Origin of the sequence: Rugosimonospora africana, assembly GCF_016862975.1 — a bacterium.
In the GTDB taxonomy this organism is placed as follows: domain Bacteria; phylum Actinomycetota; class Actinomycetes; order Mycobacteriales; family Micromonosporaceae; genus Rugosimonospora; species Rugosimonospora africana.
In genome coordinates, this window is the sequence record NZ_BONZ01000027.1 from 55,227 (window position 1) to 78,782 (window position 23,556).

The 23,556-nt window shown below is 72.0% G+C and carries 18 protein-coding genes and 1 pseudogene; 15 read left to right on the top strand and 4 right to left on the bottom strand.

Going from position 1 to position 23,556, the window contains the following annotated elements; genetic code table 11:
* Positions 1-87: 87 nt before the first annotated feature.
* Positions 88-1,926: a glycoside hydrolase family 6 protein gene (locus Raf01_RS13850; RefSeq protein ID WP_203918254.1), complete on the top strand. Its 1,839-nt coding sequence runs from the start codon at positions 88-90 to the stop codon at positions 1,924-1,926.
* A gap of 81 nt (positions 1,927-2,007) precedes the next feature.
* Here Raf01_RS13850 and Raf01_RS13855 read toward each other — a convergent pair whose 3' ends face one another.
* Complete coding sequence (locus Raf01_RS13855) at positions 2,008-3,411, bottom strand: acyl-CoA synthetase (RefSeq protein WP_203918255.1); 1,404 nt, start codon at positions 3,409-3,411, stop codon at positions 2,008-2,010.
* A gap of 118 nt (positions 3,412-3,529) precedes the next feature.
* On the opposite strand from Raf01_RS13855, the gene Raf01_RS13860 reads away from it, so the two are divergent.
* The 4 genes from Raf01_RS13860 (at position 3,530) to Raf01_RS13875 (ending at position 8,867) form a co-directional block, all read left to right on the top strand.
* The gene (locus tag Raf01_RS13860; protein WP_203918256.1) at positions 3,530-4,561 is read left to right on the top strand and encodes an ROK family protein; all 1,032 of its coding nucleotides are present in this window, start codon (positions 3,530-3,532) and stop codon (positions 4,559-4,561) included.
* Positions 4,562-4,768: 207 nt separating this feature from the next.
* On the top strand, positions 4,769-5,671 hold the full coding sequence (locus Raf01_RS13865; RefSeq protein ID WP_239133587.1) for an LLM class F420-dependent oxidoreductase: 903 nt from the start codon (positions 4,769-4,771) through the stop codon (positions 5,669-5,671).
* A 252-nt stretch (positions 5,672-5,923) separates the two neighbouring features.
* Entirely contained in the window at positions 5,924-8,584 is a 2,661-nt protein-coding gene (locus Raf01_RS13870; RefSeq protein ID WP_203918257.1) for an ATP-dependent Clp protease ATP-binding subunit, read from the top strand.
* A gap of 70 nt (positions 8,585-8,654) precedes the next feature.
* Positions 8,655-8,867: a hypothetical protein gene (locus Raf01_RS13875; protein ID WP_203918258.1), complete on the top strand. Its 213-nt coding sequence runs from the start codon at positions 8,655-8,657 to the stop codon at positions 8,865-8,867.
* Here Raf01_RS13875 and Raf01_RS13880 read toward each other — a convergent pair.
* Both Raf01_RS13880 and Raf01_RS13885 read right to left on the bottom strand, forming a co-directional pair.
* A complete protein-coding gene (locus tag Raf01_RS13880; protein WP_203918259.1) occupies positions 8,857-9,384 on the bottom strand; it encodes a GNAT family N-acetyltransferase in 528 nt (175 codons plus the stop codon). The two genes, Raf01_RS13875 and Raf01_RS13880, sit on opposite strands and share 11 nt — an antisense overlap.
* A gap of 31 nt (positions 9,385-9,415) precedes the next feature.
* Complete coding sequence (locus Raf01_RS13885) at positions 9,416-10,369, bottom strand: PrsW family glutamic-type intramembrane protease (RefSeq protein ID WP_203918260.1); 954 nt, start codon at positions 10,367-10,369, stop codon at positions 9,416-9,418.
* A gap of 438 nt (positions 10,370-10,807) precedes the next feature.
* On the opposite strand from Raf01_RS13885, the gene Raf01_RS13890 reads away from it, so the two are divergent.
* From Raf01_RS13890 to Raf01_RS13905, 4 genes are all read left to right on the top strand, one after another.
* Complete coding sequence (locus tag Raf01_RS13890) at positions 10,808-11,566, top strand: SDR family NAD(P)-dependent oxidoreductase (RefSeq protein WP_203918261.1); 759 nt, start codon at positions 10,808-10,810, stop codon at positions 11,564-11,566.
* 44 nt (positions 11,567-11,610) lie between these two features.
* Positions 11,611-12,612 (top strand): DMT family transporter, encoded by a 1,002-nt coding sequence (locus Raf01_RS13895; protein WP_203918262.1) that lies wholly within the window; start codon positions 11,611-11,613, stop codon positions 12,610-12,612.
* Positions 12,613-12,643: 31 nt separating this feature from the next.
* Entirely contained in the window at positions 12,644-13,342 is a 699-nt protein-coding gene (locus tag Raf01_RS13900) for a DUF3159 domain-containing protein (protein WP_203918263.1), read from the top strand.
* 136 nt (positions 13,343-13,478) lie between these two features.
* Positions 13,479-15,569, top strand: a complete 2,091-nt coding sequence (locus Raf01_RS13905; protein ID WP_203918264.1) for a bifunctional phosphatase PAP2/O-acyltransferase family protein — start codon at positions 13,479-13,481, stop codon at positions 15,567-15,569.
* A gap of 30 nt (positions 15,570-15,599) precedes the next feature.
* Here the strand turns inward: Raf01_RS13905 and Raf01_RS13910 are convergent, their stop codons facing one another.
* Positions 15,600-16,850, bottom strand: a complete 1,251-nt coding sequence (locus Raf01_RS13910) for a PucR family transcriptional regulator (RefSeq protein ID WP_203918265.1) — start codon at positions 16,848-16,850, stop codon at positions 15,600-15,602.
* 179 nt (positions 16,851-17,029) lie between these two features.
* Here Raf01_RS13910 and hpnC point away from each other — a divergent pair, with 179 nt between their 5' ends.
* The 6 genes and pseudogenes from hpnC to Raf01_RS51235 all read left to right on the top strand — a co-directional run.
* Positions 17,030-17,911: a squalene synthase HpnC gene (hpnC, locus tag Raf01_RS13915; protein WP_203918266.1), complete on the top strand. Its 882-nt coding sequence runs from the start codon at positions 17,030-17,032 to the stop codon at positions 17,909-17,911.
* A complete protein-coding gene (gene hpnD / locus Raf01_RS13920) occupies positions 17,908-18,768 on the top strand; it encodes a presqualene diphosphate synthase HpnD (RefSeq protein ID WP_203918267.1) in 861 nt (286 codons plus the stop codon). Before hpnC ends, hpnD begins: the two co-directional genes overlap by 4 nt.
* A complete protein-coding gene (gene hpnE, locus Raf01_RS13925; RefSeq protein ID WP_203918268.1) occupies positions 18,765-20,165 on the top strand; it encodes a hydroxysqualene dehydroxylase HpnE in 1,401 nt (466 codons plus the stop codon). Before hpnD ends, hpnE begins: the two co-directional genes overlap by 4 nt.
* Positions 20,162-21,163, top strand: a complete 1,002-nt coding sequence (locus Raf01_RS13930) for a polyprenyl synthetase family protein (RefSeq protein WP_203918269.1) — start codon at positions 20,162-20,164, stop codon at positions 21,161-21,163. The genes hpnE and Raf01_RS13930 overlap by 4 nt, the downstream gene beginning before the upstream one ends.
* A gap of 10 nt (positions 21,164-21,173) precedes the next feature.
* Entirely contained in the window at positions 21,174-23,090 is a 1,917-nt protein-coding gene (shc, locus tag Raf01_RS13935) for a squalene--hopene cyclase (protein WP_203918270.1), read from the top strand.
* Positions 23,087-23,533 (top strand): annotated as a pseudogene (locus tag Raf01_RS51235) (phosphorylase family protein); the annotation flags it as partial. The gene shc and the pseudogene Raf01_RS51235, both read left to right, overlap by 4 nt.
* Positions 23,534-23,556 lie beyond the last annotated feature (23 nt).

The following is a 23,556-nucleotide window of genomic DNA, read 5'->3' on the forward strand; positions in this document are numbered from 1 at the left end:
ACCGCGCCGCACCGGCGCGGCCGGCCCGAGCCGCATCGTCCCGGCCCGTTCGCCGGCCGGAAGGCAAACCTCCCAAGGAGTATCCGCATGAGATTCGTTCCGTTACGCGCGGCCGGCCGCTCGCGCCTGCGCCGAGCGACGATCGTCGCCTCGGCGCTGGTGCTGGGCTCCGGGATGGCCGTCGTCGCGGCCACCCAGGCCAGCGCGGCGACCGGCTGTTCGGTCAACTACCAGGTCACCAACCAGTGGCCGGGTGGGTTCGGGGCCAGCATCGCCATCACCAACCTCGGCGACCCGATCAGCAGCTGGACGCTGAAGTGGACCTGGCCCAGCGGCCAGACCGTCCAGTCGGGTTGGAGTGGCAACTTCAGCCAGAGCGGCAGCACGGAGACAGTCACCAGCCTGTCGTACAACGGCAACATCGCCACCGGGGCCACGGTGTCCGGCATCGGCTTCAACGGCAGCTGGACCGGCTCCAACACGAACCCGACGAGCTTCACGCTCAACGGTGTGACGTGTAACGGCAGCGTCGGCTCCTCGCCGACCCCGACGCGTACCACGGCCTCGCCGACCCCGACGCGCACGACGGCCTCGCCGACCCCGACGCGTACCACCACGTCCCCGACCCCGACGTCCACCGGCTCGCCGTGCACCACCAACTGCCCGGCGCACGTGGACAACCCGTACGCCGGCGCCAAGGGGTACGTGAACCCCGAGTGGCAGGCCGAGGCCAACGCGGAGTCGGGTGGCAGCCGGGTGTCCAACAACCCGACCGGTGTCTGGCTTGACCGCATCGCCGCCATCGCCGGCGCCAACGGCGCCATGGGCCTGCGGGCGCACCTCGACCAGGCGCTCGCCGAGCGCAGTGGCAGCACCCCGGAGTACATCCAGTTCGTCATCTACGACCTGCCCGGCCGTGACTGCGCCGCGCTGGCCTCGAACGGCGAGCTGGGTCCGAACGACATCGGCCGGTACGAGTCGGAGTACATCGACCCGATCGCCGCGATCATGTCCGACTCGAAGTACTCCAGCCTGCGCATCATCAACATCATCGAGATCGACTCGCTGCCGAACCTGGTGACCAACACCAACGGCACGGCCGGCGCCACCGACATGTGCAACACGATGCTGCAGAACGGCAACTACGTGAAGGGCATCCAGTACGCCCTGAACAAGCTGCACGCCATCTCGAACGCGTACAACTACATCGACGCCGGACACCACGCGTGGCTCGGCTGGGACAGCAACTTCGGCCCCGCCGCCGACCTGTTCGCGTCCACCGCGCGCGGCACCACGGCCGGCATGGCCAGCGTCGACGGCTTCATCACGGACACCGCGAACTACTCGGCGCTCCAGGAGCCGTACTTCAACATCAACTCCACGGTGGGCGGCCAGTCGGTACGGCAGTCGACCTGGGTGGACTGGAACAACTACGTGGACGAGCTGTCGTTCGCGCAGGCGTTCCGCACCAAGCTGGTGTCCGAGGGCTTCTCCTCCGGCCTCGGCATGCTCATCGACACCTCCCGCGACGGGTGGGGCGGCCCGAACCGGCCGACCGCCGCGAGCACGTCGACCGACATGAACACCTTCGTCAACCAGTCCCGCATCGACAAGCGCATCCACGCCGGCAACTGGTGCAACCAGAGCGGTGCCGGCCTGGGTGAGCGGCCGAGGGCCAACCCCGGTCCGGCCGGGATCGACGCGTACGTCTGGATCAAGCCGCCGGGTGAGTCCGACGGTTCCAGCTCGGCGATCTCGAACGACGAGGGCAAGGGCTTCGACCGGATGTGCGACCCGACCTACGGCGGCAACGCCCGTAACGGCAACAACATGAGTGGGGCGCTGCCCAACGCGCCGCTGTCCGGACACTGGTTCTCCGCCCAGTTCCAGCAGCTCATGGCGAATGCGTACCCGCCGTTGTCGTAATCGACAGCCGTCCTCGGCGGCGGTCCCTGGTGCGGTCGTGGCGATCGCACCAGGGACCGTTCCCTGTCATGGGGCTCCGGCTCACGGGGCTCCGGTCAGCCGCCGCTTCTGTACCTTGCCCATCGCGTTGCGCGGCAACGACTCCACCAGGTGTACCGTGCGCGGGCGCTTGTGCACCGCGAGCTGGTTCGCGACGAAATCGATCAGCTCCCCGGCCGACACCGTGCCGGCCACCACGTACGCGACGATCTCCTGGCCGAGGTCGTCGTGCGGTGCGCCGATCACCGCCGCCTCCCGTACCTCGGGATGGGCCAGCAGCGCGTTCTCCACCTCGCCCGCCCCGATCCGGTACCCGCCGCTCTTGATCAGGTCGGTGGACGACCGGCCGACGATCCGGTGCACGCCGTCGGCGTCGATGGTCGCCACGTCGCCGGTACGGAACCAGCCATCCTCGGTGTACGCGTTCGCGGTGGCCTCGGGCAGGTTGAGGTAGCCCGCGAACAGCGTGGCCCCGCGTACCTGCAGCTCGCCGATGGACTCCCCGTCGGCCGGTACCGGTTCGCCGCGCTCACCGGCGAGCCGGGTCTCGATGCCGGGTACCGGCTTGCCGACCACGCCGGGCCAGGTCGGGCCGCCGGCCCGGGCGCTGACCGTGATCAGCGTTTCGGTCATCCCGTACCGCTCGACGGGGCGGTGGCCGGTCAGTTCGGTCAGCCGCTCGAACACCGGGGCGGGCAGCGCCGCGCTGCCCGACACGAGCAGCCGGGCGCCGGCCAACTGCCGGGCGGCTGGCGGTTCCTGGCAGACCCGCGACCACACGGTCGGCACGCCGAAGTAGAGGCTCCCGCCGGCCTGCGCGTACGCGGCGGCGGTCGGGCGGCCGGTGTGGACCAGGCGGGAACCCGTCCGCAGGGCGCCGAGCACGCCGAGGACCAGGCCGTGCACGTGGTACAGCGGCAGCCCGTGTGCCAGCGTGTCGCCGGCCGTCCAGTCCCACAGCTGGGCCAGCGCGTCCAGGTCGGCGGCGATGGCGTCACGGGTGAGCAGTACGCCCTTGGGTGCACCGGTGGTGCCGCTGGTGTAGAGGATCAGGGCGGTGCCGGTACCGGCCGGCTCGGGGTACCGGGTCGCCGAGCGCGCCGTCGCGTCCACCGGCACCACCGGCACCGGTACCGGGCCGGGCAGCGTGCCGGCGGCCAGCAGCATCGGTGCGCCCGAGTCGGACAGCAGGTGGTCGCGTTCCATCGGGCCGGCGTCCGGGGGTACCGGCACCACCGGTACCCCCGCCAGCAGCCCGGCCACGACGGCGATCACGGTCTCCAGCGCCGGCTGCGCCTGCACCGCGACGGCCGGTGCCCCGGCGATCCGGTCGGCCACCGCGGTGGCGGCGCCGAGCAGGCTTTCCCACGAGGTCTCGTCCGGTCCCACCCGGATCGCGTCGTGACGGTCGGGATACCGGCCTGACAGTGCTGGTAAGAGATCCATGGCAGCCATCATGACGGCTCGGTTCGATGTCGTCGTCACGCGGCCGTCGGGGGTCGGCACCGCCTCCCCGCGGATGCCGGCCGCACCCTACGATGGTCGGCGCGAGTGAGGGGATGTCATGGTGACTTCGGGGCCGGTAGTGATCGGTCTGGACAACGGCGGCACGGCCAACAACGCGACGGTGCTGGATTCGTCCGGATCGTTCCTGGTGGACGGATTGGTGGAGACACCCAGCCTGGTCCGGGAGGGTCCGGCCGTGGCCGTCGAGGCGCTGGTCCGGGCGACCGACAACATCCTGGAGCTGACCGGCGTCGCCCGTGACCGGGTCCTCGCGATCGGGCTGGACACCCCGGGACCGGCCAGCGCGGACGGGGTCATCTCGTCCAACGGCTCGACCAACTTCGCCCACCCCGAGTGGCGCGGGTACGACTTCCGCGGCGCGCTGGAGGAGAAGCTGGGCATTCCGGTGGTGTACAACAACGACGGCAACGCCGCCGCGCTGTACGCCCATTTCGTCTACTTCGGTGCGGCCGCCGCCGACCACTCGTCGGTGTCCGCGATCATCGGCACCGGGCTCGGCGGCGGGGTGATCGAATCCGGTCAGGTCGTCCGGGGTGCCGCGGGCATGGCCGGCGAGCTGGGCCACGTCACGATCCCGATGCACGGCCTGCTGGAGGACGGCCAGCCGCTGCCGGACTGCAACTGCGGGCTGTCCGGCGACGCGGAGAGCGTGGCGTCGCTGACCGGCATCGAGAAGAACCTGTTGCCATACTGGCTGACCCGGTTCCCGGACCACGAGCTGACGACGGTACCGGGCGGCAAGGCCGCGAAGCTGGTCCGCGGCCACGGCGAGAAGGGCGACGCGCTCGCGCTGAAGATCTTCGAGCAGCAGGCGATGGCGCTCGGCCGGCTGTTCAGCATCGCGGCGAACTTCACCGATCCCGGCGCCTACTTCGTCGGCGGCGGCGTGGTGGAGGCCGCGCCGCACTTCCGGGAGTGGTTCCTGGACACCGTGCGGGCGAACACCGTGCTGCGTGAGGAGCAGCGCCGGGTCGTGTCGTTCGCGTTGGTCCCGGACCTGGACATGGCCGGGGCGCGGGGAGCGGCGCTGGCCGCCCTGGAGACTTCCGCGGAATGGACCGGGCGCTAGATCGCGCCACGGAAAGATCGCGCCACGGAAAGATCGCGCCACGGCGGACCGCGGTTCGTGGGAGGTTTCGGCCATCCCGGTTGCCGGGTAGCCCGGTAGGAAGATCCGTTAGGTTGAGAGTGTCGCGGCGGCGTCGTGGTGGCAGCGGCGGGTCGTGATGTCGTGGCCGCGCCGTCCCGTCGTGGCGGGGTTCCGAAGGAGGAGTTCGTGGCGCTCGACGTGGGGCCGGTCGGCATCTGGAGCCCGTCGTTCCTGTGGGCGGGCGCCGGCCCGGACCAGCCGGAGGAGTGGCGTGCGGCGGCGGTCGAGCTGGACGAGCTGGGGTACGGGGCGCTGTGGCTCGGCAACGCGGGCGGCGACCTGGGGCTGGTCGAGGATCTCTTGGCGGCCACGCGCAGGATCGTGGTGGCGACCGGCATCGTGAACATCTGGGCGTACCCGGCGACCGACGTCGCGGCGAGCTTCCACCGGGTGGCGCGGCAGTACCCGGATCGGGTGCTGCTCGGTCTGGGTGCCAGCCACGCGCCGGCCGTCGAGCGGCTCGGCCGCGAGTACCACCGGCCGCTCGCCGAGCTGGGCCGGTACCTCGACGGGCTGGACGCCGCGCCCGACCCGGTACCGGTCGAGGGGCGGGTACTGGCCGCACTCGGGCCGAAGGCCCTCGAGCTGGCCGCCCGGCGTGGCGCGGGTGCCCACCCGTACCTGACCAACCCGGCCCACACCGAACTGGCCCGCCGGGCGCTGGGCGCGGGTCCGCTGCTGGCCCCGGAACAGAAGGTCGTGATGGAACCCGACCGGGCCGGCGCCCGCGAGATCGCCCGCCGGCACCTGTCGTACTACCTGATGCTGCCGAACTACGTACAGAACCTCAGGCGACTCGGCTTCACCGACGACGACCTGTCCGGCGGCGGCAGCGACCGGCTGATCGACGCCCTCTACGCGCACGGCGTCGACGGCCCGGACGGCATCGTCGCCCGGGTCCGGGAGCATCGCGACGCGGGAGCCGACCACGTCTGTGTCCAGGTGATCACGCCGGAGGTCGACCCGGTCACCCGCACCGGGCGGCTGGCCCGCGAGCACTGGCGGGAGCTGGCCGCCTCCCTGCTCTGATCCGCGCCCCGGCCTGATCCGTGCCCCCGGCCTGATCCGCGCCCGTCCAAGATCCGCATCCGACCGCCGGTATGCCCCGTCTGCGCCGTCCGGCCGCCCCGCCCGAGGTTTGACCTCGAATGCCGGGGTAACCCGGTGGACACCGGCCCGGACGTGGGTGCGGCGGCAGGAGGAAGCGGACGTGGGCGAGCGAATCACGCGGACGGGGCGCCGGGCGCTCCGGCCGTCTGGCGACACGGGCGGGGCGGTCGCATGACGAGTGGACCTTGGGACCCGGGCAACACCGACCCCGGCTCCTGGGACGAGTTCTTCAGCAGGTTCTTCGGCAGCGGTCTCGGTCGCCGCCCGGTGCACCGGGTGGACATCAACCGGCTGATGAGCGGACCGGCCCGGCAGATGGTGATCGACGCGGCGCGCCACGCGGTGGAGACCGGAAGCCGGGACCTGGACACCGATCACCTGCTCTGGTCCGCCCTCCAGCGGGACCCCATGCGTGAGCTGCTGCGCCGGGCCGGGGCCGATCCGGAGAAGCTGCTCGGCCAGCTGGACGAGCGCATCCGGGCCAGGGACGGGCGCGGCGACCGCGGCCAGGAGGACCGGGCGGGGGCCGGGGAGCCCGAGGTAGCGCAGGCCCCGGACCGCATCCCGGCCCCGAACCCGGGGGGTCAGCCGGCCGGGCAGCTGTCCCTGACCCCGGCGACCAAGCGGGCGTTCCTGGAGGCGCACCAGATCTCCCGGGCGGCCGGCTCGTCCTACATCGGCCCCGAGCACCTGCTCACCGCGCTCGCGCTGAACACCGAGTCGACCGCCGGCGGGATGTTGTCGGCCGCACACGTGGCGCCCCAGGCCATGCTCAACGCCTCCGAGCACGGCACCCAGGCGCCGCCCGCCCCCGCCACGCCGCCGCCGAGCCAGACGCCCACCGTCGAGCAGTTCGGCCAGGACCTGACGAACCTGGCCCGGGAGGGCCGGATCGACCCGGTGGTCGGCCGGGCGGACGAGATCGAGCAGACCATCGAGGTGCTGTCCCGGCGGACCAAGAACAATCCGGTACTGATCGGGGAGGCCGGCGTCGGCAAGACCGCGATCGTCGAGGGCATCGCGCAGCGGGTGGCCGACGGCGACGTGCCCAAGACCCTGGAGGGCAAGCGGGTCATCCAGCTCGACCTGGTCGGGTTGGTCGCCGGCACCCGGTACCGGGGCGACTTCGAGGAGCGGATCAAGAAGATCATCGACGAGATCCGGGACAGCGGCGACAGCCTGATCGTCTTCATCGACGAGCTGCACACGGTCGTCGGCGCGGGCGGTGGCGGCGAGGGAGGCATGGACGCCAGCAACATCCTCAAGCCCGCCCTGGCGCGGGGTGAGCTGCACGTCATCGGGGCGACCACGCTAGACGAGTACCGGCGCAACATCGAGAAGGACGCCGCGCTGGCACGGCGGTTCCAGCCGATCCTGGTACCCGAGCCGAGCGTGTCCGACACCGTCGCGATCCTGCACGGCCTGCGCGACCGGTACGAGGCGCACCACCAGGTCCGGTACGGCGACGAGGCGCTGCAGGCGGCGGCCGAGATGGCCGACCGGTACGTCACCGACCGGTTCCTGCCGGACAAGGCGATCGATCTGGTCGACCAGTCCGGGGCACGGGTACGGCTGCGGATCAAGACGCCGGCCGCGGACGTCCGCGAGCTGGAGCGTCGGCTGGAGCAGCTGAACCGGGACAAGGACCAGGCGGTCTCCGACGAGCAGTACGAGCGGGCGTCGGCGCTGCGCGACCAGGTGGCCCAGACCCAGCAGGAGATGGCCGAGGCAACCGGCGGGGGACCGGCGGTACCGGAGGTGACCGTCACGGACATCGCCGAGGTGGTGTCCAGGCAGACCGGAATCCCGGTCCGGCAGCTCACCGAGGAGGAGCGGGAACGGCTGCTGCGCCTGGAGAGCCAGTTGCACGAGCGGGTGGTCGGCCAGGACGAGGCGGTCCAGGTGGTCTCAGAGGCGGTACGGCGGTCCCGCGCCGGCATCGGTGATCCGGAACGGCCGATCGGCAGCTTCCTGTTCCTCGGCCCCACCGGTGTCGGCAAGACCGAACTCGCCCGGGCGCTGGCCGAGGCGCTGTTCGGCGACCAGGACCGGATGGTGCGCCTGGACATGAGCGAGTTCCAGGAGCGGCACACGGTCAGCCGGCTGGTCGGCGCGCCGCCCGGGTACGTCGGGTACGAGGAGGCAGGCCAGCTGACCGAGCTGGTACGCCGCCGCCCGTACTCGGTGGTGCTGCTCGACGAGATCGAGAAGGCTCACCCGGACGTGTTCAACATCCTGCTCCAGGTACTCGACGACGGCCGGCTCACGGACAGCCAGGGCCGCACGGTCAGCTTCCGCAACACGGTAGTGATCATGACGAGCAACCTCGGCTCGGAACTGATCGTCGGTCGGCGCCAGCCGCTGGGCTTCGACGGGGTCCAGGAGGACAACGGCTCGGCCGACGCCGCGGTACGCGACCAGCTGATGCGCCGGTTGCAGGAGCAGTTCCGGCCCGAGTTCCTCAACCGCATCGACGAGGTGATCATCTTCCAGCGCCTCGAAACCGAGCAGCTGCGCCAGATCACCCGCCTGATGCTGGAGCAGACCCGGCGGCGGCTGCACTCCCAGGGCATCACCGTCAACGTCACCGACGGGGCGGTGGACTGGCTCGTGGAGCACGGGTACCAGCCCGAGTTCGGGGCCCGGCCGATGCGCCGCCTGATCCAGCGCGAGATCGACAACCACCTGTCCAACATGATGCTCGACAGCCGGCTGAGCGCGGGCCAGCAGATCACTGTGGACGTCGCGCGGGACGCGCTGCGCTTCGACATCGGGACGGCGCCCGGAGCGTCCGATACGCAGCAGCGGGAGCCGGCCGGCGCCAACCGGTGATCGCGATAGCCAGCAGCGTGCCGGCGGTGGGCGTGAGCCCGCGGCGGCGCGCGGAGGGAGAGGAGAGGCGATGAGGGAGCACGGCAGGGATTCCGAGCGGGAGCCGGCGGGCCGCCCGGCGCAGCCGGCGGGGGACCAGGACGAGACCTACGGCGACGGCGAGGAGGGCGGCAAGAGCAACTGGGCCGACGAGGCGTCCACGGCGCGCAGCGCCAGCGACTCCCGGCGCAAGGCGCCGCACGACCGCTCGGGGGTACCGACTACGGAGTCCCTCAAGGAGTAGGTCCGGCCGGATCGGCGAGCCGGCCGAGGATCACCTCGTCGGCGAAGTCGCCGCCGACCCACGCCGACCGCCGGAGTGTGCCTTCGTGGGTGAAGCCCGCCCGGGTCGCGGCGGTGATCATCGCGAGGTTGTCGGCCAGCGTCTCGACCTGGAGGCGGTGCAGCCCGCGGACGTGGAACCCGTAGGCGCACAGCGCCCGGACGACATCGGTGCCCAGCCCCCGGCCGCGGAACGCCGGCCGCAGCGAGATGCCCAGGTGGGCGCTGCGGTTGTGGGTGTCGATGCCCCACACCAGGGCGTCTCCGGCCAGCTCGTCGCTGTCCAGCTCCACCACGGAAAACTCCGCGGTGTCCGCGCCCGGCTCGGCGCGCAGCGACGGACTGGACGGCGGGACCGGGCGCCACGGCCGGTTGTCCGCCCGCATCCGGGTGGCCACGTCGTCGTGAAGCTCGGCGTGCAGGATCGGTATGTCGCTGTCGTAACGGGCCCGGAGCAGAACCCTCTCGCCATGCAGCATGCCCGGTTCCTACCCGACCGGCGCGCTCGGATCAAGCGGTTGGGGGCCAGGTCGGGCCGACCGGACCGTACTGCGCGTACGGGTACCCGTCGGGCTGATCCACGTCGTTGCCTCCGCTGCGCCACACCGCCGACAGGGTGGCCAGGCCGACCAGTGCCACGAGCACCAGCGCGGCGATGGACAGCACGGTGAACAGGACGGTCTGCTCCGTGGTCGGCGACGGCAGGTACCCGACGCGCAGCCCCCGGGCCTGCCGCTCGCTGCCGGTCAGCAGGAACGTGATCAGCACCGCCAGGTCGTGCGAGCCGTCCCAGAACGCGTGCAGCAAGGCCACCCACAGGTACGCGAGCGCCAGCCGCCCGGTCAGCCACCGGCCCCGGGCGGCCGAGTGGAACAGCACGCCGCCGAGGATCGCTGTCCACAGCCCGTGCCCGAGCGGCGCGACGATGCTGCGCAGCAGCTCGGTCTGCACCAGGGCGGTCAGCGACAGGCCGCGTACGGTCAGCGTCGCGTTGAACGCGTACCCGGCGGTCTCGAACGCGGCGAAGCCGAAGCCGACCGTGGCGCCGAGGACCACCCCGTCCCGGGTGTGCCGGCGGGTCATGTGCCGGGTGACGAAGAGCAGCGCGACGAGCTTGACGCCCTCCTCGATCAGCCCGACGCCGCCGAACAGCCACGGCGAGGGGTGCAGCAGGTAGCTCTCCAGCAGCGCGGCGGCCAGCACGCCGAGCAGCCCACCGACCACGAACGCGCGGATCACCAGCTCGGTGGTCACGTGCTCGTCCCGCCACCGCTGCAGCGCCCAGGTGACGAACGAGACCGGTACCAGGAAGCTGCCCAGCAGGACCAGGGTCGGTACCAGCACCGAATTTCGGGTCAGCAGCGTCACCACGACCGTCAGCACCCACAGCAGCAGTCCGATGCCGAAAACCCGACGCCAGTCCAGCGTCGACCGGATCGGGGCGGGCGCCGCGGGCTGCCGCATCGTGACTGGCCTCCCTGTCGGGCGCGGATGGGCACAACCCGATCCCGGTACCCGGCGGGTCGGGGCTCATGCGGACACCCGGGGTCTGTACCGCCTGCCGCGCCGATCCCGCCCGCCGCGCCGATCCCGCCCGCCGCGCGGGGCACCGCGCGCCGGCGGGGCATGCCGTCGTGCGCCCTTTGCTCTGCTTACCTATACGCGACGAAAATCGCGCTCAGCGTTGCGTCCAGGTAAGCAGAGCAAAGCGTCGCGGCAAGGTACGCCCGGGCGCCGGCCGGCGCCGCGCCCACCGGCCGCGCCACGCCGCGCCCACCGGCCCGCGCCGCGCCCACCGGCCCGCGCCGCGCCCACCGCCCGCGCCACGCCCACCGCCCGCGCCACGCCGGTGCCTGGCGTGCCGGCCGGGCCGGGCCGGGGACGGCGGGTTACTGTGCCGGCATGCGGATCAACGACCGCGTCGCCCTGGTCACCGGCGCTTCTTCGGGAATCGGCCGAGCCGCCGCGATCCTGCTGGCACAGCGGGGCGCCCGGGTCATCCTGCACGGCCGCGACGAGCGCGCCCTGACCGAACTCGCCGACAGCGTGAACGGCGCCGTCCTGCCCGGCGAGCTGGCAGATCCGGAGCAGGTCGACCGGATCGCCGAGGAGGCGTTGCGGGCGCACGGCCGGGTGGACATCCTGATCAACAATGCCGGTGCGGGCTGGGCGGGCCCGTTCGGCGACATGTCCGGCGACGACGTGGACCGGCTGGTCGCGGTGAACCTCGCCGCGCCGATGCGGTTGACCCGGGCGGTACTGCCCGGGATGCGGGAGCGGGCGACCGGACACCTCACGTTCGTCACGTCCATCGCCGGTCGTACCGGTGTGGCCGGCGAAGCGGTGTACTCGGCGACGAAGGCCGGCCTGGACGCGTTCGCGGAGAGTCTCCGGTTCGAGCTGCGTGGCACCGGCGTCGCCGTGGGTGTGCTGGTACCCGGCGTGGTGGACACCCGCTTCTTCGACCGGCGTGGCCGGCCCTATCAGCGGGAGCGGCCCCGTCCACTGCCGCCCGGCCCGGTTGCCGAGGCGATGGTCCGGGCGATCGAGACCGGGCGTTCCGAGGTGTACGCGCCCCGCTGGCTCCGGCTTCCGGTGGCGGTACGTGGCGCCATGCCCGGGGTGTACCGCGGCCTCGCCGGCCGGTTCGGCGGTACCTGAGCCGGCCGCCGCGCTCGGCGCCTCTGAGCGCCCGCGGTGCGCCTGTGAGACGATCGACCCGTCCGGTCGTCTCACAACCAGGGACTCTCGTGCTCCTCGCGGTCAGCCTCGGCCTGCTGGCGGCCTTTCTCTTCGCTGGCTCAGCGTCGCTGCAGCAACACGCGGCGCACGAGGTCGAATATTCCCCGCACGTCGGGCGTACCGCTGGCGACCGGCGCCGTCCGGCCGTGTTCGTGGCGCTCTTCCGGCTGGTCCGCTCGTTGCTGCGGAGCAAGCTCTGGCTGTTCGGCTGGACGACCAACCTGGTCGGCTTCCTGGTCCAGGCCGCCGCCCTCCACTTCGGCACCGTGGCGCTCGTGCAGCCGTTGCTGGTGACCCAGTTGCTCTTCTCGCTGCCGATGGCCTCCGCGTGGTGCCGGAGGTGGCCGCACAAACGGGACTGGGCCGCGGCCGGCGCGATCTGTGCCGGTCTGGCGGTGTTTCTGGCCGTCCGGGGGGTGGCTCCGCTGGAGGGCACGCCCGACCGCCGGCTGGTCCTGGTGTCCGGGTTCTCCCTGCTGATCATCGTCGGGCTGCTGATGCTGATTTCGACCGGACGCCGCCCGCTCGTGCACGGCACGGTCATCGCGGTCGCCGCCGGCCTGTGTTTCGCGTTCAGCGCGGTGCTGATGAAGCTCACCACGGACGATCTCATCCACCGGGGCGTCGGGGCGACTGCTCGGGACTGGCCTGGGTATGCACTAGCCGTGTCCACCTTGACCGGGTTAGTTCTTGAACAGGGCGCTTTCGCGGCCGGTTCGCTCCCGGCCGCTGTGGCCGCGATGACGATCACCAACCCTCTGGCCAGCTATGTGCTGGGGGTGCTAGCGTTCCACGTCATGCCGCCGACAAGCCCCGGCGCCGTGGCCGGATTGGCCGGAGCAGGAGTCCTGCTCTTCGCCGGTGCGGTGGGATTGGCACACTCGCCGATTGTCCGTCCAGGCGCGTCCAGGGATCCTGGGCGTACCCCCGGAGTGACCGCCGCATCGCCGCAATCCTCCTGTTAACTCAGCCCAGCCACCCTACCCAGGACGAGTGATGGCATCCGCCCCAAACGTGCGTCGTAGGTCAGCAGCCACCCCCCACCCGGAGGTGGTCATCGAGTTGGGCGCGCTGCGGCCGGCGTTACTGCGGGCGGCCCGGATGTTCATGGAGACCGCGGCCATCCCGACCCTGCTGCTGTTCATCCTGCTGCACACGGTCGGCCTCATGGCCGGGCTCGTCGCGGTGCTGACCTGGTGCGCGCTGACCGTGAGCGTCCGCTGGGTGATGGGCCGGCGCCTGCCCGGCACGCTGGTGCTGTGCGCCGGCATGCTGTGCGCCCGCGCCTGCGTGGCGCTGATCCTCTCCAGCGCGCTGGTATATCTGCTGCAACCGGTGGCGGGCTCGGTCGTGATGGCCACCCTGTTCCTCGGCAGCGCCGCCCTCGGCCGGCCGATCACCATCCGGTTGGCCCGCGACTTCGTCGCCCTTCCGGCCCACCTGTTCCACCACCCCGGGGTGCGCCGGATGTTCACCCAGGTGGCTCTCCTCTGGGGTGCCGGCCGGCTGATCGACGCCGGCATGAACATCGGCTTCCTGCACTGGAGTCTCGACGCCGGCCTGCTTTCCCGTGGCGTGTTCAGTGGCCTGCTCACCGCCACCATGATCGTGGTCTGCGCCGGCTGGGGCTGGCGTTGCCTGCACCGGCTTCCCGGCATCAAGCTCTGCCTCCGGGCCCCACTCGCGACGGCGTGACCGCACCGCTCGCGACGGCGTGAGCTGATCCGGGCCGGCCGCGCACAAGCCGACCGAATAAGCCGTGCGTCACATAGTGACCAAAAATCGCGCGCCGGGTGGCATAGGGTGCCATCTTCCGTGCTACAAGACTTAAATGACCTCTGGTCGACCCGACGCCGGTCTTCGCGGTAACTCTGCGCAGCAAAGCACGATCGCCAGCCGTCCGCCGCTGTGGCGAGAACTGCTCATCGGCCTGGTGATTTTCGGGATCTACAGCATCGTCGCTGGGCTGGACTGGGACAGCCGCACGACTGCGGCGGACCGGCACGGCCGCCAGATCTTTCACCTGGAACGCGTGCTGCACCTGGACATCGAGCGCCCGTTCAACGACTGGCTGGCCCCGCATCACCTGTTGCGAATCGCGTTCAACTATGAGTACGCCATCACGTACGTCGCCAGCGCGCTGCTGCTGCTCGTCTGGCTGTACGTGCGCCGGCCGGCCATGTACCGCTGGGCCCGCTCGTCGTTCGTGGTCCTCAACCTGCTCGCGCTGATCTGCTTCGCGTCGTTTCCGGTGGCACCGCCCCGACTGTTGCCCGACCTCGGCTTCGTGGACACGGTCCGGACCGGGCACACCTGGGGTTCCTGGGGTTCGTCGCTGGTCGGGCACGCCAACCAGCTGGCCGCGATGCCGTCGCTCCACATCGCCTGGGCGCTGTGGGTGACCGTGGTACTGGCCTGTGTGATCGGTGCCCACTGGGTGCAGGTCGTCAGCGCGGCCCACGTGCTGCTGACCGCGCTGGTCATCATGGCGACCGCGAACCACTACCTGCTCGACGCCGTCGGTGGGAGCCTGCTGGTCTGGGTGTCGTTCTCGCTGCTCGGGGTGTTCCAGGACCGGCCGGGCAGCTCGCTCGGGGTACGGGTACCGGCCGCCGACTCCTTCTTCCTCCATGTCGAGTCGCCGATCGCCGCGCAGCACGTCGGCGGCCTGGTGATGCTCGCCGGCGTTGGGCCGGCCGCCACCAGCGCCGCGGAGTACCGCGACCGGCTGCGCGAGGTGATCCAGGCGAACCTGTACCGGCTGCCGCGCTTCCGGCAGCGCCTGTCCGCGCCGTCCCGGTGGCGCCGTGCCCGCTGGCTGACGCAGGACGAGCTGGACTGGGACTGGCACGTGCCGTTGTTCGACGCGAGCGGGCCGGACGGCCGGCTGGGCGGCATCGAGGGGCTGCACGCGCTGATCGCCGAGTTCGAGTCCACTCCGCTGCCCCGGGACCGGCCGCTGTGGCGGTTCATGGTCGTCGACGGGGTCGAGGCCGACCAGTCGGCGGCCGTGCTGGTCGTCCACCACGTGGTCGCGGACGGCATCGGTACCGTCGCGCAGGCGATGAACCTGCTCGAACCGCAGCTGCCGGACGGGCAACTCGGCGTCACCGGCCGACCCGGGGCGCTGCGCTCCGCGCTCGGCGTCGCGGTCGGGCTCGGCCAACTGGCGACCGACGGGGGTTCGCGGCACCGGCTGCCGACCGGTGGCAGCGCCGGCCGCCGGTTCGGCACCGTCGCCCTGCCGCTGACCGAGGTGCGCGCGGTCGCCCGCCGGCACGGCAGCCGGGTCAGCGACGTGCTGCTCTCCGGCGTCGCCGGGGCACTGCGCCGGGTGTGGTCGGCCCCCGGCGAGGTCGCGGAGAAGCTGCGGGTCGCGGTACCGCTGATGGTGCGCGAGCCGGGCAGCTCCAGCGAGGGCAACGTCACCGCGGCGGTGATGATGGACGTGCCGCTGGGGCCGCTGGCCGAACCGGAGCGGCTGGCCGACATTGCCGGGCGCAGCCGCCGGTTGCACACCGGTACCCGGGCTCTCGCGTCCCGGTTCGTCATGCGTACCGTGGGCCAGCTCATGCCGCCGCCGTTACACGCGTGGTTCGCCCGTACGGTCTACGGCTCCCGCTTCTTCCAGGCGATCGTGTCCAACATGCCCGGCCCGAACCAGCCGTTCCGGATGGCGGGTGCTCCGATGGCAGCGGTGTACCCGATCCTGCCGCTCGCGCCCCGCGCCCCGCTCGCGGTCGGCGCGCTGGGCTGGGACGGCATGCTGTACGTCGGCATCAGCGCCGACCCGGCGCTGGTCGACGACGCCGACCATCTGGGCGAGGCGATCAAGGCGGTCGTGGAGGAGCTGAGCGAGGCGTCGGTGGCCGGATCGGCGGCGGGCGACGCCCACCTCACATCCTCCGGCCACGCCGGCTGAGCGACGCCACGCCGGCTGAGCGACGCCGGGCTACCGGCGCGGCGTGGGGTCCGCCGGCTCGGTCTTGGCCTCCGGGTACCACGCGAGCGCGAGGGTCAGCCGGGCCCGGGTGGACGGGTCGTCGAGCGCCTCCCCGAACAGATCGTGCAGCTGGGCCATCCGGTAGCGCACGGTCTGCGGGTGGATGTGCAGGTCGGCCGCGATCGCCTGCCGGTCGCCGAGGTGCCGCAGCCAGGACGCCAGCGTGTCGGTCAGCCGCTGGCTCACCGACGGGGACAGGTCGGCCAGCGGAGCGAGCACCTGGCGGCGGAGGGCCTCCAGCAGTTTCGGGTCGCGGTGCACGATGATCGCGTCCAGGTGCTCGGCGGCGAACACCGGGTCGTCCCTGAGGATCCCGGAGCGCTGGAGAGTCGCGGCGATCTCGGCGATCCGCACGCTGGACGGCAGGTGCTCCAGCGGAACCGGGTGACCGATCACCGCGCCCGCGCCCCGGAGCGCGGTGGCCAGCCGCTGGCGCCGGCCTGGCCGGACCGGGTCGGGGACGATCGCGCCGATCAGCGCGCGCCTGCGGATGAGCAGGCAGGAGCTGTCCAGCCGGGACAGCACGGACTGGCCGACCAGGTTCTCCGGGTCGATGAGGATCACCGCGACCTCGCGGGGCAGCGGCCAGCCCACCCGGCTGGCGGCGGCGCGCACCGCGGCGCTGTCGGAGCGGTCGGACAGCAGCAGGTCGACCAGCTCGTCGCGCAGCCGCTCGCGGGTGACCGCGGCCTCGGACTGCTCCAGCACGAAGCCGCGAGCCGACGCGGAGGAGAGCTGGTCGATGAAGACGAACACCGCCTCCGCAAGGGCGGCCAGTGCCTCCGGTGCGACCGAGATCTCCAGTGCGGTGTTGGACACGTGGTGCCACGCGACCCGCGCACCGACCTGGTATGCGGACAGCAGCGTGGTGAGGTCTCGGCCCTCCCGCCACTGGATCCGCCCGATCTCCTCGAACAACGCCACCTGCGCACCGGCGTCCGGGCCGGCGTCGTGCGACGGCTCGGCCAGGCCCTGTTCGGCGATCTCCACCAGCCAGTGCATGAACGTCTCGGCCGCGACCGTGACCTCGTCCTGCTCGTCGGCGAGGAACCGTGCGTAGTCGGGCCACTCCTCGGTGAGCAGTTCGCGCACTTCCCCGAGCAGCCGTGGCAGCCGGTCGACCAGCGCCGGGACCAGCCCGTCCAGGCCACTTTCGGCGACACCGGTCGTCGCCGACCCGTCGCCCGTCTGGTTGCTCACCACATCCCGCTCCTGTGTTTCCACGCCTACTGGTTTACCGCACCCGTGTGACGCTCTTGGACTCGCGCGACAGTTTTATACGCGCGTGACAACTATGGCGCAGCAGAATTACTCATTTTGGCGCAGATCTTGAGGCCCGGACGTAGCAGCATCGAATCATGGGGGTAAGGCGGGCGGATATGGCTGCCGACGCGCGCGCAACTGAGGGCGCCACCCGTTCGGGGGGACGGGCGGATGACTACCTGCGCGACCGGGAGCAGGCGGAAAACTTCCCGGTGGCACTGCGTGTGCTGCCCGGGCGACTGCGCGTACACCTGAGCGCGGTCTACGACGTGGCCCGGGTCATCGACGACTTGGGCGACCAGGCCGACGGTGACCGCACCGCACTGCTGGAGGAGTTCCGCGCCGACCTGGCGACGATCTGGCGTGGCGACACGCCGAAGGCTCCCGTACTGCGCCGGCTGGCGCCCACCGTGCGGGCCTGCGGGCTGTCCCAGCAGACGTTCGACAACCTGGTCCAGGCCAACCTGCAGGACCAGGTCGTCAGCGAGTACCCGACCTATCGGGATCTGCTCGGTTACTGCATGCTGTCGGCCGAACCGGTGGGGCGCATCGTGCTCGAGCTGTTCGGTGTGAGCACGCCGGAGCGCATCGAGCTGTCCGACCGGATCTGCACCGCGCTCCAGCTTATCGAGCACTGGCAGGACGTGGCCGAGGACCGTCGGGCCGGCCGGGTCTACCTGCCGCTGGAAGACCTCGATCGGTTTGGCGTCACGCCATCCGATCTCGACCAGTCACAGACGTCCGATAAAGTCAGGGCGCTGCTGGCCTTCGAGGCGGAGCGCGCCCGCCACCTGCTCGACGCCGGCACGCCCCTGCTCGGGCAGTTGCGTGGTTGGGCCCGGCTCGCGGTGACCGGCTACGTGGCCGGTGGCCGAGCCGCGCTCGATGGGCTTCGTCGCGCGCAATGGGACGTCTTGTCGGGTTCTCCGCCGGTACGGCGACTGGATGTCGTCCGGCATCTCACCACGTTGCTGTTGCGCAGAAGGGTGGCCTCGTGACGAGCACGCTCGACGATGCGTACGGCCTGTGCGAGTCGATCACCAAGGAACAGGCTCGCAACTTCTACTACGGCATCAGGCTCCTGCCCGCCGAGAAGCGCGGCGTGCTCTGCGCGGTATACGCGCTGGCCAGGCGGATCGACGACATCGGCGACGGTGACCTGCCGCAACAGGAGAAGGTCAGCGCGCTGGCGCAGCTGCGCGCGTCGCTTGCCGACATCGGGTCGAGCTCGGATCCCGTGCTCGTCGCCGTGGCCGACTCCGCCCGCCGGTTCCCGATCCCGCTCGGCGCCTTCGACGAACTGGTCGACGGCGTGGAGATGGACATCACCGGCCGCACCTACGACACGTTCGAGGATCTGGCCCTGTACTGCCGCTGCGTGGCCGGCTCGGTCGGCCGGCTCTGCCTCGGCGTGTTTGGCAGCCGGCAGCACCCGCAGTCGGCGCAGTACGCGGACGCGCTGGGCATCGCGCTGCAGCAGACCAACATCCTCCGGGACATCCGGGAGGATTTCGGCAACGGCCGCGTCTACCTGCCCCAGGCCGACCTGGACCGGTTCGGTGTCGAGCTGGCTCTCGACGAGCACGGTGCCCTGGTCGACAAGGACGGCGGGCTCGCCGCGCTGATCGAGTCCAGTTCCGCCCGGGCCCGCGAGTGGTACGCCGACGGCCTGCGCCTGGTACCGCTGCTGGACCGGCGCAGTGCGGCGTGCTGTACCGCGATGTCCGGTATCTACCGCCGGCTCCTGGATCGGATCGCCGCACAGCCGTCGGCGGTGTACGACCGCCGCCTGTCGCTGTCCGGCTGGCAGAAGGCCGGCGTCGCGGTCCGCGCGCTCGCGGGGATGGCGGCGTGAGCGGGAGTGGTGGGTCACCCGGGTCGGTGGCCGTCATAGGCGGTGGCCTGGCTGGGATCACCGCCGCGCTGCGCTGTGCCGATGCTGGACGTAACGTCACGTTGTTCGAGGCTCGTCCCTGGTTGGGCGGTCTGACCCATTCGTTCAAGCGGGGCGAGTTGGACGTGGACAACGGCCAGCATGTCTTCCTGCGCTGCTGCACCGCCTACCGGGCGTTCCTGGACCGGCTCGGGGTGTCCGACAAGGTACACCTGCAGCCCCGGCTGGACATCCCGATCCGCTCACCGCTGCGTGCGGAGCCGGCCCGGCTGCGCCGCAACGGGCTGCCGGCGCCGCTGCACCTGGGCGGGGCGCTCATGCGGTACTCGATGTTGAGCCCCGCGCAGCGGCTGCGGTTCATCCGGGCCGCGCTGGCGCTGCGCCGGGTGGACCGGACCGCCCCGGCCGTGGACGAGCAGAGTTTCGGTGGCTGGCTTCGGGAAAAGGGACAGGATGCGCTCACCGTGAGCGCGCTGTGGGACCTGGTCGGTGTGGCGACGCTCAACGCCACCGCCGATCAGGCGTCGCTGGCCCTGGCGGCGATGGTGTTCCAGGTCGGTCTGCTGACCGACGCGGGGGCGGCGGACATCGGCTGGTCGCTGGTGCCGCTGCGGCAACTGCACGGTGAGCCCGCGCGCCACCGGCTGGCCGAGGCCGGTGCCGACGTGCGCACCGGCACGAAGATCGACTCGATCGAGCCTCGGGGGGACCGCTGGCTCATCGGTACAGGAGGGGAGGAGCACATGGCCGATCAGGTCGTCCTCGCGGTTGAACCGCGGGTCGCCGAGCGGCTGCTGCCGTCGGGCAGCGTTCCACTGCCGGCGGGCTGGTCGGCGCGGTTGGGTAGTTCGCCGATCATCAACGTGCACGTGGTGCTCGATCGCCGCGTGATGAGCGGACCGTTCGTGGCGGGCGTTTCCACCCCGATCCAGTGGGTGTTCGACCGGACCGAACATTCCGGTATGGCGGACCGGCTGCGCGCGGAGGGCAGCGGCGCCACGAACCCGGACGGCCAGTATCTGGCCGTCTCGTTGTCGGCGGCGGATGACATGATCGACATGCCGGTCGCGGCGCTGCGCGAGAAGCTCATGCCGCAGCTCGAGGCGCTGTTGCCGGAGGTACGGTCGGCGAAGGTGCTGGACTTCTTCGTCAGCCGGGAGCGGCACGCCACGTTCCGGCCGGCACCGGGCAGCGGGGCGCTGCGCCCCGGCGCCGTCACCGCCTCGCCCGGCCTGTTCCTCGCCGGTGCGTGGACCGACACCGGCTGGCCGGCGACCATGGAGAGCGCGGTACGCAGCGGCGAAGCCGCGGCCACCGCGGCCCTGGCGCACCGCATGTCCGAGGGTGTGCCGGCATGACCGCCATGCTGACCAGCCTGCACCGCAGCCGGGACGCGGTGACGCCGGCGATGCGCGACGCGGTGCAGCGGCTGGATCCGGCCTCCCGCGCACAAGCCTCGTACCACCTCGGCTGGATCGACGCCGACGGCGCCCCGTCGGCCGGCGGTGGCGGCAAGGCGGTCCGGCCGGCCCTCGCGCTGCTGTCCGCCGAGGCGGCCGGCGCGTCGACCGAGACCGGCCTGCCCGGAGCGGTCGCGGTCGAACTGGTGCACAACTTCTCGCTGCTGCACGACGACCTGATGGACGGCGACGTGGAGCGCCGGCACCGGCGCACGGTCTGGGCGATCTGGGGTGCCCCGGCCGCGATCCTGGCCGGTGACGCGCTGCTCGCCTTGGCCCAGGAGGTACTCCTGGAGTCCGACTCACCGCACGCGGCGCAGGCGGCGCGCCTGCTCGCCTCGACCACCCGCGAGCTGATCCGCGGCCAGGTCCAGGATCTCGCGTTCGAGCAGCGCGGCGACGTGACGCTGGACGAGTGCCTGGACATGGCCGGCGGGAAGACCGGCAGCCTGCTGTCGGCCAGCGCCGCGATCGGCGCGGTCCTGGCCGGTGCGCCGGAGGCCACTGTCGGCGCGCTGAGCGTCTTCGGCGCGCAGGTCGGCCTCGCCTTCCAACTGGTCGACGACGTTCTGGGCATCTGGGGCGACCCCGCGGTCACCGGCAAGCCGGTCTTCTCCGACCTGCGCTCGCGCAAGAAGTCGCTGCCGGTCACCTACTCGGTCGCGAACTGTCCCGAGCTCGCCACCTGGCTCGCGATGCCGGGTGAGCCGGACGACGCGCAGCTGCGTCGCGGTGCCGAACTGGTCGAGGCGGGTGGCGGCCGGGAGTGGGCGCTGGCCGAGGCGCGGCGCCGCATGGCACTCGCTGAGGACGCACTGTCCGCTGTGGACATTCCCAGCCAGCCACGGGAGGAGCTCATCGCGCTCGGCAACTTCGTGGTCGACCGGGATTCGTGAGGGAGGCGGCATGACGCAGACCGTGGCCGCAACCGCGGGGCGTGAGGACGGGCCAGTGGCGCCGCGCAGTGCCGCGGACGCGCTTCGCGCCGCGGTGGACCATCTGCGCTCGGTCCAAGACCCGGCCGGCTGGTGGAAGGGCGAGCTGGCGACGAATGTGACGATGGACGCCGAGGACCTGCTGCTGCGTGAGTTCCTCGGGATCCGCCGGGCGGAGGAGACCGAGGAGGCCGCCCGGTGGATCCGTTCGCAGCAGCGCGAGGACGGCACCTGGGCCACGTTCGAGGGCGGCCCGGGCGAGCTGTCCACCACGGTGGAGGCGTGGGTCGCGCTGCGGCTCGCCGGCGACCCAGTGGATGCGCCGCACATGATGCGGGCCAACGAGTTCATCGTCGCGGGCGGCGGCCTGGAGAACACCCGGGTGTTCACCCGGATCTGGCTGGCGCTGTTCGGCCTGTGGCCCTGGGACAAGCTGCCGGAGCTGCCGCCGGAACTCATCTTCCTGCCCCGCTGGTTCCCGCTCAACGTGTACGACTTCGGGTGCTGGGCCCGCCAGACCGTGGTGCCGCTGACCATCGTGGGCAGCCTGCGCCCGGTGCGGTCGCTGCCGTTCGGCGTCGACGAACTGCGCACCGGCGCGGATCCGCGACGCAAGGCTCCACTGTGGACCTGGTCCGGCGCGTTCCAGCGGCTGGACCGGATCCTGCACTTCTACGCCCGCCACCCGGTGCGGCCGCTGCGCCGGCTGGCCCAGCGGCGCGCAGCCGAGTGGATCCTGGCCCGGCAGGAGTCCGACGGCGGCTGGGGCGGCATCCAGCCGCCGTGGGTCTACTCGCTGATGGCGCTGCACCTGCTCGGGTACGCGCTGGACCATCCGGCGATACGGGTCGGCATCGAGGGGCTGGAGGGCTTCCTGGTCCGCGAGGACACGCCGGAGGGCCGGGTGCGCCGGCTGGAGGCGTGCCAGTCGCCGGTGTGGGACACCGGGCTCGCCTTGACCGCGCTGCTCGACGCGGGCGTGCCGGGCGACGACGAGGCGGTGCTGCGGGCCACCGACTGGCTGCTGGGCGAGGAGATCCGGGTACCGGGGGACTGGTCCGTACAGCGGCCGGAGCTGGCGCCGGGCGGCTGGGCCTTCGAGTTCGCCAACGACGGGTACCCGGACACCGACGACACCGCCGAGATCGTGCTCGCCCTGCGCCGGGTCGGCCACCCCGAACCCGCCCGCGTGCGGGCGGCGATCGACCGGGGGATGGCCTGGACGATCGGCATGCAGTCCAAGGACGGCGGCTGGGGCGCGTTCGACGCGGACAACACCAGCACGCTGCCCAACAAGCTGCCGTTCTGCGATTTCGGCGAGGTGATCGATCCGCCGTCCGCGGACGTCACCGCGCACATCGTGGAGGCGCTGGCCGCCGAGGGGCTCAGCGCGCACGAGTCCACCCAGCGCGGCATCCGGTGGCTGCTGGACAACCAGGAGCCGGACGGCTCGTGGTTCGGCCGGTGGGGCGCCAACTACGTGTACGGCACCGGCGCGGTCGTGCCGGCCCTGGTCGTGTCCGGTACGGATCCGGCGTCTCCGCCGATCCGGCGCGCCGTCGCCTGGCTGATGGAGCACCAGAACCCGGACGGCGGCTGGGGCGAGGACCTGCGCTCGTACGTGGACCGTTCGTGGGCCGGCAAGGGTACCTCGACCGCGTCGCAGACCGCCTGGGCGCTGCTGGCGCTGCTGGCCGCGGGGGAGCGTGGCGAGTCGGTCGAGCGGGGCGTCGGGTTCCTGGTGGACACCCAGCGGCCGGACGGCGGCTGGGACGAGCCGCAGTTCACCGGCACCGGCTTCCCCGGCGACTTCTACATCAACTACCACCTGTACCGGATCGTGTTCCCGGTCTCCGCGCTGGGCCGGTACGTGCGGGTGACCGGATGACCGCGGCGACCACGCCGGTGGTCTGCGCTCCCCTGCGGGTGGAGCGGGCGGCGCTGCGCGGCGCGGGCGTGTCCGTGGTGCGCAGCGGCATGGGCCCGCGGCGCTCGGTGCGCAGCGTGGCGCGGCTGTCCGGCTCACCGGTGCTGGTCGCCGGGCTGGGCGGCGGGCTCGACGACGGGGTCCGGCCGGGCGACGTCGTGGTGGCCAGCGAGGTGCGCGGGCCGGACGGGCGACCCATACCGAGCCCGTCCGCGCCGCTGCTGGCCGGCGCGCTGCGCCGCCTCGGCCTGAATGTCCACATCGGACCGATCGTGTCCAGTGAGCGGGTGGTCGACGGCGCGGCCCGGCGGGCGCTGTCCGGCACCGGTGTGCTCGCGGTGGACACCGAGTCGGCCTGGCTGGCCCCGGCCGGCGCACCGTTCGCCGCGATCCGGTCCATTGTGGACACCGATGCCAATCCACTGTG